Annotated in this window: 14 protein-coding genes; 5 read left to right on the forward strand and 9 right to left on the reverse strand. The window is 34.5% G+C overall.

From position 1 onward, the window contains the following. Positions 1-132: 132 nt before the first annotated feature. Complete coding sequence (locus tag HH304_RS17385) at positions 133-2865, forward strand: hypothetical protein (RefSeq protein ID WP_169684540.1); 2733 nt, start codon at positions 133-135, stop codon at positions 2863-2865. Here HH304_RS17385 and HH304_RS17390 read toward each other — a convergent pair. Further along, complete coding sequence (locus HH304_RS17390; protein WP_271711677.1) at positions 2858-3652, reverse strand: TrmH family RNA methyltransferase; 795 nt, start codon at positions 3650-3652, stop codon at positions 2858-2860. The genes HH304_RS17385 and HH304_RS17390 overlap by 8 nt on opposite strands. 238 nt (positions 3653-3890) lie before the next feature. Here HH304_RS17390 and HH304_RS17395 point away from each other — a divergent pair, with 238 nt between their 5' ends. Genes HH304_RS17395 through HH304_RS17410 form a run of 4 tightly spaced genes read left to right on the forward strand, consistent with a single transcriptional unit; the run spans position 3891 to position 6120 of the window. Continuing rightward, a complete protein-coding gene (locus HH304_RS17395; protein WP_169684543.1) occupies positions 3891-4829 on the forward strand; it encodes an RluA family pseudouridine synthase in 939 nt (312 codons plus the stop codon). After that, on the forward strand, positions 4813-5067 hold the full coding sequence (locus tag HH304_RS17400; RefSeq protein ID WP_169684545.1) for a hypothetical protein: 255 nt from the start codon (positions 4813-4815) through the stop codon (positions 5065-5067). The genes HH304_RS17395 and HH304_RS17400 overlap by 17 nt, the downstream gene beginning before the upstream one ends. Further along, entirely contained in the window at positions 5061-5561 is a 501-nt protein-coding gene (locus HH304_RS17405; protein WP_169684548.1) for an O-acetyl-ADP-ribose deacetylase, read from the forward strand. Before HH304_RS17400 ends, HH304_RS17405 begins: the two co-directional genes overlap by 7 nt. After that, positions 5554-6120 (forward strand): 2'-5' RNA ligase family protein, encoded by a 567-nt coding sequence (locus tag HH304_RS17410; protein WP_169684551.1) that lies wholly within the window; start codon positions 5554-5556, stop codon positions 6118-6120. Before HH304_RS17405 ends, HH304_RS17410 begins: the two co-directional genes overlap by 8 nt. Here the strand turns inward: HH304_RS17410 and HH304_RS17415 are convergent. The 8 genes from HH304_RS17415 to HH304_RS17450 form a co-directional block, all read right to left on the reverse strand. Then, the gene (locus tag HH304_RS17415) at positions 6098-6511 is read right to left on the reverse strand and encodes an OsmC family protein (protein WP_169684553.1); all 414 of its coding nucleotides are present in this window, start codon (positions 6509-6511) and stop codon (positions 6098-6100) included. The two genes, HH304_RS17410 and HH304_RS17415, sit on opposite strands and share 23 nt — an antisense overlap. A gap of 5 nt (positions 6512-6516) precedes the next feature. Then, positions 6517-7257: a tRNA threonylcarbamoyladenosine dehydratase gene (locus HH304_RS17420; RefSeq protein WP_169684554.1), complete on the reverse strand. Its 741-nt coding sequence runs from the start codon at positions 7255-7257 to the stop codon at positions 6517-6519. Positions 7258-7261: 4 nt separating this feature from the next. Further along, complete coding sequence (locus HH304_RS17425; protein ID WP_169684555.1) at positions 7262-7924, reverse strand: TatD family hydrolase; 663 nt, start codon at positions 7922-7924, stop codon at positions 7262-7264. Between the two features lie 78 nt (positions 7925-8002). Then, positions 8003-8926, reverse strand: coding sequence for a DUF3078 domain-containing protein (locus tag HH304_RS17430; protein ID WP_169684556.1), 924 nt, complete (start codon positions 8924-8926; stop codon positions 8003-8005). Continuing rightward, positions 8916-9752 carry a mechanosensitive ion channel family protein gene (locus HH304_RS17435; protein WP_169684557.1) on the reverse strand — a complete coding sequence of 279 codons (837 nt, stop codon included), beginning with the start codon at positions 9750-9752 and terminating at the stop codon, positions 8916-8918. The genes HH304_RS17430 and HH304_RS17435 overlap by 11 nt, the downstream gene beginning before the upstream one ends. 227 nt (positions 9753-9979) lie before the next feature. Further along, positions 9980-13369, reverse strand: coding sequence for a methylmalonyl-CoA mutase family protein (locus tag HH304_RS17440; RefSeq protein WP_271711678.1), 3390 nt, complete (start codon positions 13367-13369; stop codon positions 9980-9982). A gap of 100 nt (positions 13370-13469) precedes the next feature. Beyond that, complete coding sequence (locus tag HH304_RS17445; protein WP_169684558.1) at positions 13470-15728, reverse strand: patatin-like phospholipase domain-containing protein; 2259 nt, start codon at positions 15726-15728, stop codon at positions 13470-13472. A 35-nt stretch (positions 15729-15763) separates the two neighbouring features. Further along, positions 15764-16915: a THUMP domain-containing class I SAM-dependent RNA methyltransferase gene (locus tag HH304_RS17450; RefSeq protein ID WP_169684559.1), complete on the reverse strand. Its 1152-nt coding sequence runs from the start codon at positions 16913-16915 to the stop codon at positions 15764-15766. Positions 16916-16974 lie beyond the last annotated feature (59 nt).

The raw sequence follows: 16974 nt of genomic DNA on the forward strand, positions 1-16974 counted from the left end.
ATATCAATAATGAAATATTGGCAGTTATCATTATAATTTTTTCGTATTCGAATAAGTTTTTGTGCCTGATTTGTTTTCGGTCTTTAATAAGTATTATTTTGCGAAAGATTTAAAAAATTAAAATACCACACTGTGTTTAAAAGACTGCTACTTATTTTGCTTGCACTGATCATTGTTTCAGGTGTTTTGTATTTTTTCTTTTATGAAAAGGAGGCTGTTCATAAATGGGATGTCATACCAGGTAATACAATGGCTATAGTTGAGGAGCCGGATATTAGTGATTATAGGGATTCTATTTATTCAAGAAATGATTTTTATGCATTCTTCTTTGGAGATAATCCAATTCTGGATTTAAAAGATTCGTTAGTTGCCTCATTAAATTTCCAACCTGATGCAGATTTGTTTAACAAGGGAGTTTCATACAGTGTTCATTTAACCGGAAAGAATGAAGTCAGCACAATGTTTCTTTTTGATAAGAAAGTATCTGGTATAAATAAGGTTTTGAACAAAGTCCATGGTTCTCTTTTGGAAAGATATTCATTAGGAAAGGAACCCTATGATGTAGAGGGTGTTGAAATTAAGACTTTTTCATCTAAAGGTAAACCAAAGATATACTATGTTGAATTAGGGCAGTTTGGATTGTTTTCTGTTAATAATTTACTAATTGAAGATGCTATAAGGAGTTATTCCGGGATTTCACCATCATTTTATCAAAAGTTTTCTGAAGCAGAGAAAATTAGAGGAGCGGTTAATGACGAAGGTAATTTAATTATTAATGGAGATCAGTTCCAACAATTTCTGGAACAGACAGTTGATTTGAAATTTAAAGATGAATTTTTAGGTTATAAATCATTCTTTAAAGCGGCAGTACTTGATGTTCAAACTAAAGGTAATACAATAGACTTGAATGGTTTTGCTTTGAAATCGACAGATCCTGATAGTTACCTCAATATTTACGGAAAGCAAGAAGGGAAGAAATTCAGAAGTCCTCAATATATTCCAATTCAAGCAATTGAAGCAACTTTTTTTTCAATATCAGATCATGTAGTATGGCAAAATGAGTTAAGGAATTATCTCCGGGAAATTCAGGGTGATGAATTAAGAAAGCAATCTGTAATTAATAATAAGTATAATGTTGATGTAACTCAATGGTATAAATCTGTTGGTTCTGAATTAACACTGGTTAAGCTTCCGACCGGTGATTACCAGAATACTACAACAGCCTTGATTCAGGAGTTATCTGATATTGGAGAAGGTCTCAACATATTGAATAAAATGGCGGAGGCTTCAATAGAGTCTGATTCGGTTTATGTTGAAGAGTATGCAGGAATAGAAATAAGGGAAATTACTATTAAAGAAGTTCCTGAAGCAGTTTTCGGACCGTATTTTAGAGGATTCTCATCACTTTATTATTCAGTTTTAGATAACTATCTGATAATTACTGAAAGTGTGCCGGTATTAAAAAATATGATTAGGAGTGTGCAGGAAGAAAGTACATGGGGTAAAAACCTGAAAGTAGCGTCGAGAATTGGCAAGTATATTGAAGATGCTACTGTAGCAAAATTGATTAATCTTAATCGTGCATGGGAGTTTTATCCGCAGGTAGCTTCTGAAAAATATAAAAAGCTTCTGGGTGAAACGCCATCTCCTCTGAGATCATTTGAATGGATGTCAATGCATTTTAGTGAGCTTGACAATAAATGGTATATCGCAGCCAACATTGAAAAAGCACGACAAATTCAACTAGCAAAGAGAGAAACCTATGAAGGTTTAATGAGAACGGAGTTTAAAAATCCGATTAGAACTAAACCATTTGTTGTAAGAAATCATAATACATTTGAGAATGAAGTTTTACTTCAGGATACTTCAAATATTTTATACCTGGTGAATGGTGATGGTCAAATATTATGGCAAGATTCACTGGGTGAAAAATTAAAAGGAGAGATAAGTCAAGTCGATTTTTACCAGAATAATAAACTTCAATATTTTTTATATACTGATTCCAGAATTCATATTATAGACAGGTTAGGCAATGAAGTTGACGATTTTCCATTATTTGCAGAGCCTACAACAAATATAAAAGCGGCTAATATTATAGATTATGATAATTCGAAACGCTATCGGATTACTTATTCAGATTATTCCGGAAATGTATACCTGTATAATAATGAAAAACAATTATTAAAAGGTTGGGATCCGAAATCGTTTAATCATCGGTTGATAGACCCTATGAAACATTTAAGGGTAAGGAAGAAAGATGTAATGGTAAATCTTACTGAGAATGGGCTGGTTCAAATTACAAACAGGAGGGGTGAGTATTATGATAATTTCCCGCTTCAATTGAGTGACCAAATTAATAATAGCCTTTTTATCAGACAAGGAGCTTCCTTTAGAGAGACTTTAATGGCAACTATATCTGCCGGAGGAAAACTTTATGAGTTTAACCTGGAAGGGAAAATCACAAGAGAAAAACAACTAGTAAAAATAGGCCCAAATACTAAATTTGAACTTATACCTGATGCACTTGATAAGACCTACCTGATTGCAGCAATTGATGGAACAAGAGTTAGGATTATGTCTAAAGACCTTGAAATATTATTTGAAAAGGATTTTTTACAAACTGATAAATTAAACTTCCAATACTATCAATTTTCAGCAACAGAGCAGATTATCATAATTACTGATGCAGTGCAGGAAATGTCTTATCTATATAGCAGAAAAGGTGATCTTATAAACGGTAGGCCGTTTCAAAGCTCCCATGATATTGCTTTACTTTATTTTGAGAATGACAAAAAGTATAAGGCATATTGTGTTTTCGGTGATGCCCTACAGGTTTATGAGTTTGATGCATTACCACCTATTTAAATCCTCGTTGCCTCTTTGCTTCAAATGTGATTATTGCAGCAGATACAGAAATATTTAGTGAATCGATCATCCCTTGCATTGGTATGATAATGTTTTGAGTTGAAATATTTAACCATGAGTCAGTTAGTCCGGTGCTTTCTGTACCAAAGACAATAGCCGAAGGTTTTTGATAATCAATTTTATCATATCGTTCACTAGCAGTCAGGGCAGCACAATATACATTTGTTTCCGATTTTTTGAAGTATTCTTGTGCTTCATCAGATGTACATGAAATGATTCTGGTTGTAAATACGCATCCCAGACTACTTCTTATAACATTAGGATTGAAAAAATCAGTTTTAGGATCACAGATGATTAATGCATCAACTTTTGCAGCATCTGCTGTCCTTAATAAGGCTCCAATATTACCTGGCTTTTCGATAGATTCTGCAACTAGGTATAGTGGGTTAGAAATATTATCCAGATCTTGTAAACTATACTCTTTTGAATAGGCTGTAGAGACAATGCCGCCGGTTGTATTTCGATAGGCAATTTTCTCAAATACAGCTTTGGTTACTTCAAAAATGCTATTTGAATCAAAATTTGCTTTAACAAAGTTAACAGTTTCATTATCAATTATATCATTACAAATATAAGCTTCATGAAGTTGGTAGTCTGATTTAAAGAGTAGTTCATGCTCTTTTATGCCCTCAATAACAAATAGCCCTTGTTCCTTTCTGGCTTTGCTTTTTGTTTGAAGTAAATTAAGATTCTTAACTCGTGGATTTTTTGTTGAACTGATTTCCAAAATAGTATTGTTTTAAATTGGATGTAAATTCTTAAAATTTGAGCATTTTTGCATTACAAAATACTAGGGTATTTCAATTTTCATCTATAAAGGTAGTTTTAAATATAAAATAGATGAAAACTTAGGTGCGTCATTACTATAAGTCCGGATAAATTTCCGGTGATTCCCCCGAGAAATTTGTTATTTTAACATTAGAGTCTAAAACAGACAGATTTTATGTCTGGAAAAATAATTATAAATGGAACAATCAAAATTAACATTTGAAGCTGCTGCCGATGGTAAGATTGCAGATCTTTTGAAGCAAGAATATCCTCACATGGCTGTTAGTCAGAGAAAAAAATGGCTTAGCGGCGATATATATATTAATCAAAAACAAGTCAGATCAGCAGGTCAAGTAGTCAAAAAGGGTGATTTGATTGAGTTTGGGCAAAAGAAAATTGTTAAGAGTGATGTCGTTAAGCAAATGAAGTTGCCATTTAAAGTGCATTATCACGATGATACTTTAATGATTATTCATAAGCCTGCAGGATTGTTAACGGCAATGCAAAAGGCGAAGGAAGGAATTAGTTGTGAGGAGGTAATCAATCAAGCTTTTGCGAAGAATAATATCAAAAAGAGGGTTAATGTTATTCATAGACTAGATAGAGAGGTTGAAGGTCTTGTAGCTTTCGCTTTTAATAGAAAGGACCGTGAAGCAGTGATGGAATATTGGCCTTCATCTGATAAGAGATATTTAGCCTTAGTTGAAGGGCATATTAAAAATGAATCTGGTGAAATTGTTACCGAACTTGTTGAGGGGCAACGAGGAACTATGAAGGTTTCGAAGAATAAGAAGGAGGAGGGTAAAACTGCCATAACCAGTTACAGGTTGTTAGAAAGATTTGAAAGTCATGATCTTGTTGAACTTTCTTTGGTTACAGGAAGGAAAAATCAGCTACGGGTTCATATGCAATATTTAGGTACTCCGATTGTTGGTGATTATAAATATGGTGCCGATGATACTTATGAAAGACAGATCAGGCTTCTTGCTTATCAATTAAAAATTTGGCATCCTAAAAAAAGCGGGTGGGTTTCAGTAAATATTGAACCTCCAAAATGGTTTACTCGTTTAAATCCAGAAGACGAAAAGTACAAAAAGAACTGGACCAAATTCTTCAAAAGTGGAAAAGCCATATAAACCCATTTCTTGTTCATTTTATGATTATCTGGAGGCTTATATAATAAAAGGAAAGCCTGTTGATTTGAAATTCTATGAAGATAATGGAGCTCTAACAGACATAAATGTGAAGCTTAAAAATCTTAAGACAGTATCCGGTGAGGAGTTTTTGATTTTCGAAGGAGGAAAAGAAATAAGACTGGATCAACTAATTTCGATTGAAAATATTCAACTAGACCAATTTGGTAGGACATGTTGAAAATAACCTTAATAAAGGATGATATAACAACTCTTGATGTTGATGCAATCGTCAATGCTGCTAACAATTCTCTTTTGGGAGGTGGGGGCGTTGACGGTGCGATTCATCGTGCGGCTGGACCTGAATTACTCAAAGCTACCAAGAGATTAAAGGGATGTGAGACTGGGCATTCTAAGGCTACTCCGGGGTTTCAGTTACCTGCTGAATTTATAATTCATACTGTAGGACCTGTTTGGCAAGGAGGTAATCATAATGAAGAAAATCTCCTAAGAAGCGCTTATTTAAGTAGTCTTGAAATTGCAGATAAAAATAATTGCAGTGTAATCGCTTTCCCTAATATATCAACAGGAGTCTATGGCTTTCCTAAACAAAGAGCTGCCGAAATAGCCTTGACATCGGTAGGAGAGTTTGATCCGGTTAATCTCAAAGAGGTAATCTTTTGCTGCTTTGATGATGAAAATCTCAAAATTTATTCAGAACTCTTGAATGTCTGACTCTAAGTCACTTTCTCTTTATTATGTTGCTTGTTTGGTTTCTTCACCAGTAAAAGAGGAAATAATGGCATTCATGAAAGAAATTGAACGAATGACTGGAGCCAAACATGCACAAAAGTCTCCACCACATATTACCTTGTTTCCTCCATTTAAAATGAAATCTGATAACGAGAATCAGGTAATAAAACATCTTAAAGAAATTTGTAAAGATATTTCTCCATTTGAAGTTAGGGTAAACGGGGTTTCAGGTTTTGCACCCAGAGTGGTTTATGTTAATCCGGTTAAAAATATGGAGTTATCGGATCTTAGAGACAGTATTTTAACCGGATTAGAAGAATCTTTAGGTATTATAGCTGACCGCAATACCAAAAAGCCATTTAATCCACACATTACAATTGCTAATAGAGATCTTAAGAAAGAAGATTACAGTTTTGTAATTGATTATTTTAAGAAAATTCAATTTGAAAGAACATATTCCCAGAATAATTTATCATTACTGAAGCATAATGGGAAATTCTGGGATGTTTATGATACAATCAGTTTTGGACCTCACTTGTAAAGGTCACTTCAGCTCTACCTTTTAAAGAATCAGTTACAGAACAGTATTTTTCCACCGCTAGTTTTACAAGCTTTGAAAATTCTTCTTCGGTACAATCCGGAGATTTAAGTATGAAATGCAAGTTTATAGATTCATAGCTTTTTGGAATACTATCTCTCCTTTTTCCTGTAGATTCAATTTTCAGGTCGTTGATTGTTTTTCTTCTTTTCTTAACCATTTCAACTAAATCTACTGCTGCACAAGCACCAGCTGCACCTAATAAAAGTTCCATAGGGGCTAACGCTTTCTTCTCATCAGCCGGATACATATCAATTGAAACTTTATTACCTGATTCATTTACGATTTCGTATTCCTTATCGGCCAAATAGTGTGTGGTGACTTTTTTAATCATGAATCTTATTTTTTAATGCTATAAACTCCAGTTAATCCTCTGATAACTTCTGCTGCACAATGTAATCCAAATAACGCAGGCATATATGAAATGGTTCCATAAAAAGATTTTTTGTATCTGGTTCCGTCAGTCATTTTAAGAGAGTCACGCTTAAGTTCTTCGTACGAATATACAACTCTGACATTTTTCCAGATATCATCTCTTTTGAGACGTTTTTTAATTTGACGGGCAAAGTTACACTGCCTTGTTTTCCAGATGCTTGCGGCTATTACTTTTGAAGGGTCAAGTTTACCACCTGCTCCCATTGAACTTACAATTTTAGTCTTGCTAAATATTGCAGCTTTGATAAGATTAATTTTGGGACTTATTGAATCTATACAATCAACGATATAATCAAATCGTTCATTTCTGACTATTGCATTTGTTTCTTCAGGTTCAAGGAATTTTTCAATTACATTCAATTTCAAATCCTTGTTAATATCTAATAATCTTTGTCCTAAGACTTGAGCTTTAGATTTGTCAATGGTGCTATCAAGGGCTGGAAGTTGTCTGTTTTTATTTGTAGGATCAAACTTATCCCCATCAACTATGGTGATATCTCCAATTCCTGCTCTGACAAGAAATTCTGCAGCAAATGAGCCAACACCACCCAGGCCAACGACAAGGACTCTTGAATTTTTTAGTTTTTCAATGCTCTCTTCACCTATTAGTAATTCTGTTCTTTCTAGCCAATTATTGTATTCCATTTCGCTAAATATCAAAAATTTCTTCGCAAAGATATTTTATTTCCAGTGTTAATTGATCGATATTTTTATTCAATATTCTAGAAGCTGTAGAATAAATCTCATTTATAGTTTCATTTTTAGAGTCGTCAGTTTCAAATAAATAGCTTCCGGGTCCTAGTTCTCTGATTATTTTTCTGGCATTAGACTTTTCTATTAACATAGCTTGGCCAAAAGATAGTATAATATCTCTTTCAATTAGAGGGATTAATGAGTTTAGCTTTTGATTGACTCCATGAATTATCCATTGTTGTTTAGCCTTTGTTTTTTTGCGAATTCTGATAAGTTCATTATGAGCTTTTACACAATGGATAATCAATGGTTTTTTTAATTTCTCACTTAACTCAATATGTTTAATGAAAATTTCTTCCTGTACTGTCTTATCTGTTTCAATATTGTAGTCGAGGCCTGATTCTCCAATTGCCTTTACAGTGGGAGAGTTAGCCCATTCTTCTACTTTTAACCATTGTTTTTCTACATCTTGTTCATTTATGTACCAGGGATGAATTCCTACACTTACCAATGGTAGATCAGGTAAAGAGTCATATTCATGGGCCATAACCTGATAGATAACTTTATTTTGATACTCCTGGTCAGGATAATCATGTGAATGAATATTAAATGAATTCATATTGCAGCCTTTTATAAACAAAACGCATGTTACTTATAAAAAGCAACATGCGCATTAAACCAAAAACAAAATTTTTAATTATTCCTTTTTACGATAATTCTGGAATTTATATGTGACACCCAGGTTAAATGCCTGAGCGATTTGTAGTCCGTCTATTTGATCAACATCATAAAGCATGTTAGTACTAAGCGAAGTTGCTAACCAATTATTCACTTTCGCAGAAAGTATGATATCCAGCCTGTGATCTGTTTCTCTTAGTGGATTTTTCATGTTCCAGTAAGCTGCGTATCTCCATTGAAGATTTACATTTTCAAATATGTCTTTTTTGAAATCAGCTATTAATTGCGCAGCTACCCATTCTGTTCTAACTGTCTCCCCAATAGGAACTCCATAATTTGTGCCTGCTGTAAGGTATAAATCTTTGTCAGAAACAACTGTCCATCTTGGAGAAATCGGGGAAAAGCGAATGAAGAAATAGTCTGTAGGAGTATATTCTATACCAAACGAGGTAGTGATATATCCCGGAGCCATAAATTTAGATATCAAGGTTTCAGTTTCATCTCCTGTATTAGGATCCTCACCATACTCAAATCCTTTTGCGAATTGAGTTTGAAAGTTTACAGCAGTAAATAAGCTCCATTTTTCAGTTAAATTGTGTCCATACTTTGAGTCAATGAATAATCTATCATTAGCTTTTCTAAAACCAATTCCTTCAGTGTCAGTGAAACCATATAAAAATTCAATATTGGTATCCCAGGTATTTTTTCCCTTTTTATACTTGGCAGTGTAATAGAAGAATGTACCTAACCCCAAAGAATTCACTCCACCACCTGTCCATCGTGAATTAAATGATGCCTGATTAAAAAGAAAGCCTGTATTCATTTTGACTCTCCATTGAATAGAATCAAAATGAGGTTTTAATGAATCTGGCTTCTGAGCAAATGCGTCAAAAGAAATGATAAAAAAGCATGCAAAGAAAATTGCTGGTATTTTAATTTTCATTATTCTTAGTTTCAGTTTGATAAACATGTATGTCTCGTTGAGGGTAAGGAATATTAATTCCCTTTTCATCAAATTTGACTTTTATTTTTTCCATAATACTCCAGTAAACATCCCAGTAATCAGCTGTTTTTACCCATGCTCTGGCAGCAAAGTTTACGCTGCTATCTCCAAGTTCATGAAGTTGAATTACGGATGCAGGGGTGTTTAGGATTCTATCTTCGCTTTTGAAAACCTCACTGATTGTATCTTTTACAAGTTTAATATCATCATCATAACCTACTCCAAACATAAAATCAACTCTACGTGTATTTTCAGCAGAATAGTTGATCATGGAGTTATTTGATAGGTTTCCATTTGGAATTACTACTCTTTTGTTATCAGGAGTATTTAATACTGTGTATAAAATTGATATTTCTTTAACAACACCTGAGTGACCTTGACCTTCGATGAAATCTCCTACCTTAAATGGTTTAAATAATAGGATTAGAACACCTCCGGCAAAATTGGACAGACTTCCTTGTAGTGCAAGACCAATGGCAAGACCTGCAGCACCGAGAACAGCAATAAATGAAGTGGTTTCTACACCGAGCATTCCTGCAACTGCAATGAAAAGCATGATCTTTAGAATGGCACCGACCAATCCGGTAAGAAATGGTATTACAGTTGGCTCAACATTACGTTTATTTAGGGTGTTTCTCGTTAAGTTAACTACAGGGCTTATAAGCATAAGTCCTACTATCAAAACAATAATCGCTAGGATTATTTTAGGACCATATACCATTACGACCTCTATAGCTTGATCGCTATAATTTTCAATACTATCCATGTTAAAGAATTGGTTTTGTGACTGATTAAAATATTAGTTTATAAACTGTATTATCAAAAGTTTGTTTATATATCAATCGGTTATTATCGAATAAAAATATTCAACTATAAATAAAATATGGTGTTCGGGATAAAATCTTACTTTATATAAAAATATTCATAATTACGAAAATAAAAAATAAAAGTCCGGTTAATTGACCGGACTTTCAGATTTGGCAATAGTTATTTTTACATATTTCTTCTGTACTGACCACCAACCTCAAATAATGCATGTGTGATCTGTCCTAGTGTACAGTATTTAGTTACTTCCATTAGTTTTTCGAAAAGATTATCATTTGTAATCGCTGCTTGTTGAAGATCTTTCAATATTGCGTGTCCGGTTTCATCATATTTTGACTTAATCGCTTCACAGGCTTTGATTTGACTTTCCTTTTCTTCTTTTGTTGCCCGAATAACCTCTTTAGGGATTATTGTAGGTGAACCTTTACTAGATAAGAATGTGTTTACTCCGATTATAGGAAACTCTCCTGTATGTTTTAATGTCTCATAATAAAGACTTTCCTCCTGGATTTTACCACGTTGGTACATTGTTTCCATGGCACCAAGAACTCCGCCTCGTTCTGTAATTCTGTCAAATTCAGTGAGTACTGCTTCCTCTACCAGGTCAGTTAACTCTTCAATTATAAATGATCCTTGAATTGGATTTTGGTTTTTAGCTAGTCCTAATTCTTTGTTAATGATCAATTGAATAGCTACCGCACGACGGACTGATTCTTCAGTTGGAGTTGTAATTGCTTCATCATAAGCATTAGTATGCAATGAATTACAATTGTCATATATAGCATATAAAGCCTGAAGTGTAGTTCTGATGTCGTTGAAATCAATCTCCTGAGCATGTAAAGAACGTCCGGAAGTTTGAATATGATATTTCAGTTTTTGAGCTCTCTCATTTGCACCATACTTAATCTTTAAAGCTTTAGCCCAAATTCTTCTGGCAACACGACCAATTACACTATACTCCGGATCAACTCCGTTAGAGAAGAAGAATGAGAAGTTTGGCGCAAATTGGTTGATATCCATACCTCTTGCTAAATAGTACTCTACAAATGTAAACCCATTTGCCAGAGTAAATGCCAGCTGAGAAATTGGATTAGCTCCCGCTTCTGCGATATGGTATCCGGAAATTGATACTGAGTAGAAGTTCTGTACAACATTATCAATAAAATATTGCTGTACATCACCCATTAGTCTCAAACTAAACTCGGTACTGAAAATACAAGTGTTCTGTGCCTGATCCTCTTTTAAAATATCAGCTTGCACTGTACCTCTAACTCTGGAAATAGTTTCAGCCTTGATTTTGTTATAAACATCAGCAGGAAGTACTTGGTCACCGGTAACACCTAAAAGCATCAATCCAAGACCATTATTTCCTTCAGGTAACTCACCTTCGTATCGAGGTCTTTCTACACCAAGATCTTTGTATATCTTGTTTATTTTATTTTCAACTTCTTTTTCAAGACCATTTTCTTTTATGTATTTCTCACAAGACTGATCAATAGCAGCATTCATGAAAAATGCAGTCATTGTAGATGCAGGGCCATTGATTGTCATCGAAACTGATGTCATCGGATCAGATAAATCAAATCCTGAATATAGTTTCTTGGCATCATCAAGTGAGCAAATACTAACTCCACTATTACCTATTTTTCCATAAATATCGGGACGGTAATCAGGGTCTTCACCATAAAGTGTTACCGAATCAAAGGCAGTACTTAACCTTTTTGCCGGCATATCCTTAGAAAGATAATGGAATCGCTTATTAGTTCTTTCAGGACCACCTTCACCCGCAAACATTCTTGTTGGATCTTCGCCTTCACGCTTGAAAGGGAAAACTCCAGCCGTGTAAGGGAAATCTCCAGGTACATTTTCCTTAAGTAACCACTTTAATAGATCTCCCCATGCTTCATATTTTGGTAATGAGACCTTAGGTATTTTTGAGTGAGATAAAGATTCGGTATAGGTCTGAACCTTAATTTCTTTACCTCTAACTTTATATACATACTCATCATTCTGGTAGTTGTTTTTTACTTCCGGCCAGCTTTCGATAAGTATTTTGTTTCTCGGATCAAGGTCTAGAGAAACATTGTGATAAGTTTCTTCAAGCTGTTTTATAAGCCTGTCCTTGTCTTCTATATCTGAATTTTTAAGGAGCTCAATACTGTTTTGCAGACTATAAAGATTTTGAGCTACAGTCTTTTGCTCTTCGGTCCAGCTGTCATACTGACGGCAGGTTTCAGAGATTTCAGACAGATATCTTACCCTGTTTGGCGGGATAATATGAATCTTCTCAGATGGAACATTGTCAATATTGAATGTAGAATTCAGGTTGTCAACACCTGTTTTCTCAATAATGACATCCATTAATTTTCTATATAGGCGATTAGTTCCCGGATCATTAAACTGAGAAGCAATTGTGCCAAAGACAGGGATTTCTGAATCATCAGTATGCCATAATCCATGGTTTCTCTGGTATTGTTTTTTCACATCCCTGAGTGCATCAAGAGCCCCTTTCTTATCGAATTTATTTAATGCGATAACATCAGCAAAATCCAGCATGTCAATTTTTTCAAGCTGGGTAGCAGCACCGTATTCCGGTGTCATTACATACAATGAAAGGTCAGAATGTTCTATAATCTCTGTGTCAGACTGTCCAATACCTGAAGTTTCAAGTATGATAAAGTCAAACCCTGCAGCTTTTACAATATGAATTGCCTCTTTTACATATTTAGAAAGAGCTAGGTTACTCTGACGGGTAGCCAGGGATCTCATATAAACCCTGTCACTATTTATAGCATTCATTCTGATTCTATCTCCAAGAAGGGCACCGCCTGTTTTTCTTTTTGATGGATCGACAGAAATAATTGCTATTTTTTTATCTTCAAAATCAATTAAAAATCTTCTGACAAGCTCATCAACAAGGGAAGATTTACCTGCTCCTCCAGTTCCGGTTATTCCAAGAACAGGAACAGATCTCTCATCGGAGATTTCATGAATTTTATTAATAATTTTTGCACTTTCATCCGGGAAATTTTCAGCAGCAGAAATCAATCTGGCTATACTTTTTTCATTTTCGGGACTCAAGCTTGCCAGTTCCCCATTAAGGTTTCCTCCAACAGGGAAATCACATTTTTCAACCAGGTCATTAATCATACCCTGTAGACCCATGTGACGACCGTCGTCAGGAGAATATATACGTGTTATGCCATAGTCATGAAGTTCTTCTATCTCCTCAGGAAGTATTGTTCCACCACCACCACCGAAGATTTTGATATGTGAGCATCCTTTCTCTTTGAGAAGGTCAAACATGTATTTGAAAAACTCTACGTGACCACCTTGATATGAAGTGATTGCAATAGCCTGAGCATCTTCTTGAATAGCAGTATTGACTATTTCTTGAACTGATCTGTTGTGACCCAGGTGAATAACCTCACAGCCGGTAGACTGGATTATTCTTCTCATAATATTGATTGCAGCATCGTGACCATCAAATAATGATGCAGCCGTTACAATACGAATATGATTTTTGGGTTTATATGGAGCAGTAATTTGTGCTGACATAATAATTGATTTATTTTAATTGGGTTAATGTCATTAGCCCATAAAATTACTATTATTCAGCCGAAAATCGATGAAAATTACTAACAAGTGTAAGGATCCTCTATTTATCCTTGCAATTAACTAATTCCTTTATTTTCTGGATTGCCAGAATATTATGAACCTCTTTTATATTAGAAATAATATTTTCTTTTTCTCTATTGGTAAGTCTCCAATTTAATGTTGCTCTTTTTGATTCAAATTCTCCTTTATTTCGTTCAGGAATATATTCAATCGGAACAAGATTTACAGGAACTGTCATCAATGCTTTCAATAATTCCATTTCCTTATCATTACTGTAATCTTGTAGGTTGGGTAAATTGTTATAAACACCAGTTATAGGAATTGTGAATTTTTGAAGAAGAGTCTGGCTAATTTCAGAATCAGGTGGAGAATGAACTGCTGAATCACGAACTGTAACAATAACAATTCCTGAAGTATTCTTTGAAATCCAATTTCTGAAGCTTAAAAGAAATCTAATAGCATCACTTATTCCAAAATTATCTACCAATCCCGCATCTAAAATCTCAATTTCCGGATTTGATGGGAGTACCAGGTTAGGTAGAATATATGGGTAAGTAGCATTCATTCTAAGGGCAGTAAGAATAGATAAATCTTTTGCGTCATGATCTTTGAATGCTCTCATGAATTCAAAGCCCTTCACTTTTTGTTCTCCTGTAAATGGAACTGCAATTGTAGCTCGTGACATATAGCTAATGTCTTGAGCACTAATGAATAGTTTTCGTCCATCATTAAGAATTGTTGGCGAAATAATCAATTGAGGTATCAACCCTTGTTGTTCTGCTTCCCTGTATTCGGAAACCGGAATATTTAAGATGTCATTTGTGTTAGAGAGAATTTGTCTTTCAAAAGCAACACCCCGATCTGCCATATATTCTTTACCCTTATAGTCATATTTTTGTAATCTAACTAAGAGGTCATTTACCAACATCGTGAATATTACATGATTCAATGCATCTTTGCTGATATTAGTTCTGTATATGGAATCATTTGGATTTTCAATGTTACCTAGAGTCTTTTGGCGATAAAGCTCCCTGTAATATGATGCACCGATTAAGCCTCCCGAGGCACCGGTGATAAGAGCAGTCTGGTTCATTAGTTTACCATTAAGTGCACTATCCAAAGATTGCATCGCCGTTAAACTCCAAAGAGAAGCTCTCTGTCCACCACCACTATGGGTAATTACCATTAATACAGGTTTTTCTTCACCAGTATTCTTTTTCCAGTTTTCAAGAATCTGAATTCCGTTAAGTATGTCGTTTTTAACAGTGTCAGTGTGAGTTAATTCCCTGAGTTTAGTAAGGGAATAGTCTACTTTTTCAGTATCATATTTTAATCCTGGCACTTGATATTCGGTTTTGAAAAAATCAAATGTCGGAAGGAAGTTTAAAAAAGTAAGAAGGAGAAGTATTGCCAATACTGACCACCTTTTAAACCAATAGGAAAATGCACCTGCAAACATCATCAGAATGGTTAACAGGAGAATACAACTTGCTGCTGCCGGAATTTGAAAATAAGGATTTTCTCTAAATATACCGATTAAAATAATTGCTCCAAACGCAGTAAATTCTAATGAAACTGCATTAAAGCTATTTTGTCCAAATACTTTAAGAATAGCAAATTTAGTCACATAAGAAGGAGGTTCCTGTACCTCATGAAAGGTAAAATCTGTACCTAGAAATGTTCGAACTTCTATATCAGGTTTGTTATACTCACTTTTATACCGGTTTAACATATTTTTCCTGGCAAGTGGTACCTTCTTGATTTTCTTTTCTACATTTTCACGAATTATCTGAAATACATCCTGATTAGTAAATATAAAGTAGGTATACATACTTGCCTGCATAGTTACATAACCAAGAATTAAGCCACTTAACCGAATAAATATGTCAGCATTTGAAGCAAGCTCATAGTTTCTTTGGAAGCCAATGATTTTCAGTATGTAAAATGCCAGAAATATCATCGGGATAATACTATTGTTTATAGCATAATGAGTAAAGGGTCTTCTTAATTGGCCAAGAAACGGGTATCTGTGCCCATCCATTAGGTAGCAGGTAATGTGAAAAGTCATTGCAAAACCACCTAAAATAATTCCAACAACAGCAAAGCTGGAAAAGGAAACCTCATTTAGATATTCCGGAGAAAGAAATAAGTAGGGAATACCAAATGTATTACCAAATAGTTCTCCAGCGGCTGCAAAAAGCCATACCCATGCTAATAATAATAATATTTTACCCTGAAGATGATGTAAAATCAACTTTATAGGAAAAGAATAATAAAGCTTGTCAAAGAATTTCTTCATACTTAAAAAAAATGCTATCTAAAGGCAAGATGCAGTTAGTTCTTTTTACTACCCTTATAAAGTGGGTATTCAGCAAGTCTGCATTCTAATTTACCATTAAAATAAGTCTTTCTTGATGAAGTTCGTAATCCTACGCGTTTTAATAATGATAAATTTCCTGTGAAAACATAACCGGTATATCCAGTTGCCTCATTTTTGAAGAAATCACCAATATTTTGATATAATAATTCAAGATTTTCTGTTTCACCTTCACTTAATCTGATGCCATAATCCGGGTTTAATACGATCACTCCCGAACTATCCCGTAGGGGAGTGGTTTTAAAATCTCCTGTATGAAAATCTATCAGATGATCTACCCCGGCAGCATTAGCATTCTTTTTGGCAATTGATACAGCTTTCGGGTCAATATCCCCGGCAACTATACGGACATCGTCTCCTGGCAATATAGCATTTTTAAGGTTGTGCATTTCCTCCTTATAATATTCAGGATCAAATAAATGTGTATGCATAAATCCATAGTTTGATCGTATCAAACCTGGTCTTTTATTAATTGCCATTAATGCTGCTTCAATTGCAAGAGTACCACTACCACACATAGGGTTAACAAAAAGCTGATCAGGAGTCCATTCGGTACCCATAATTATTGAGGTAGCGAGTGCTTCCATCAGAGGTGCTTTCCATGGATGAAGTCTGTATCCATGTTTTGCTATAGTCTGGCCGCTAGTATCCAGGTATATAACTGCTTTGTTTTCACTCCAATGAAGATAAACTGCAGCATCATCTCTTTCAGGACCTGTATCAGGACGGACATTTTTCTCCTTGCGTATTCTATCAACAATTGCATCTTTTAATTTTACCTGAGCAAATCTTTTGTCATTGATAGAATCATTTTTAACATAAGAGTCAACAGTAAAATATCCATCTTCAATTAATACTTCGTGCCAAGGATAATTGTAAACCTCACGGTATAATTTTTCAGCATTGGGAGCATGAAATGATTTCAACTCAAATAGAACTTTGTTGGCTGTTCTTAACCATAAATTGAGTTTGACGCAGTCATTAAATGACCCTCGAATATTTATTCCGAAAAATGATTTTTTAGTGACATCATATCCTAAATCGATTATCTCTTTCTCAAGATAATCTGCTTGTCCCGGAAGTGAACTAACGAAAATGTTGTGATTCATGTGGCAAAGGTATAAAAAAAAAGGAGCTCGAAAGCTCCTTTTGATATTATGATTAGCAA

Source organism: Marinigracilibium pacificum (genome assembly GCF_012926615.1).
GTDB classification, from domain to species: domain Bacteria; phylum Bacteroidota; class Bacteroidia; order Cytophagales; family Cyclobacteriaceae; genus Mangrovivirga; species Mangrovivirga pacifica.

What these genes read in the sequence shown, in the direction of transcription:
- HH304_RS17425 (WP_169684555.1), bottom strand. Translation starts at nt 7,924, where the DNA reads ATGAATTCATTTAATATTCATTCACATGATTATCCTGACCAGGAGTAT.
- HH304_RS17415 (WP_169684553.1), bottom strand. Translation starts at nt 6,511, where the DNA reads ATGATTAAAAAAGTCACCACACACTATTTGGCCGATAAGGAATACGAA.
- HH304_RS17440 (WP_271711678.1), bottom strand. Translation starts at nt 13,369, where the DNA reads ATGTCAGCACAAATTACTGCTCCATATAAACCCAAAAATCATATTCGT.
- HH304_RS17435 (WP_169684557.1), bottom strand. Translation starts at nt 9,752, where the DNA reads ATGGATAGTATTGAAAATTATAGCGATCAAGCTATAGAGGTCGTAATG.
- HH304_RS17430 (WP_169684556.1), bottom strand. Translation starts at nt 8,926, where the DNA reads ATGAAAATTAAAATACCAGCAATTTTCTTTGCATGCTTTTTTATCATT.
- HH304_RS17405 (WP_169684548.1), top strand. Translation starts at nt 5,061, where the DNA reads ATGTTGAAAATAACCTTAATAAAGGATGATATAACAACTCTTGATGTT.
- HH304_RS17450 (WP_169684559.1), bottom strand. Translation starts at nt 16,915, where the DNA reads ATGAATCACAACATTTTCGTTAGTTCACTTCCGGGACAAGCAGATTAT.
- HH304_RS17420 (WP_169684554.1), bottom strand. Translation starts at nt 7,257, where the DNA reads ATGGAATACAATAATTGGCTAGAAAGAACAGAATTACTAATAGGTGAA.
- HH304_RS17395 (WP_169684543.1), top strand. Translation starts at nt 3,891, where the DNA reads ATGGAACAATCAAAATTAACATTTGAAGCTGCTGCCGATGGTAAGATT.
- HH304_RS17410 (WP_169684551.1), top strand. Translation starts at nt 5,554, where the DNA reads ATGTCTGACTCTAAGTCACTTTCTCTTTATTATGTTGCTTGTTTGGTT.
- HH304_RS17445 (WP_169684558.1), bottom strand. Translation starts at nt 15,728, where the DNA reads ATGAAGAAATTCTTTGACAAGCTTTATTATTCTTTTCCTATAAAGTTG.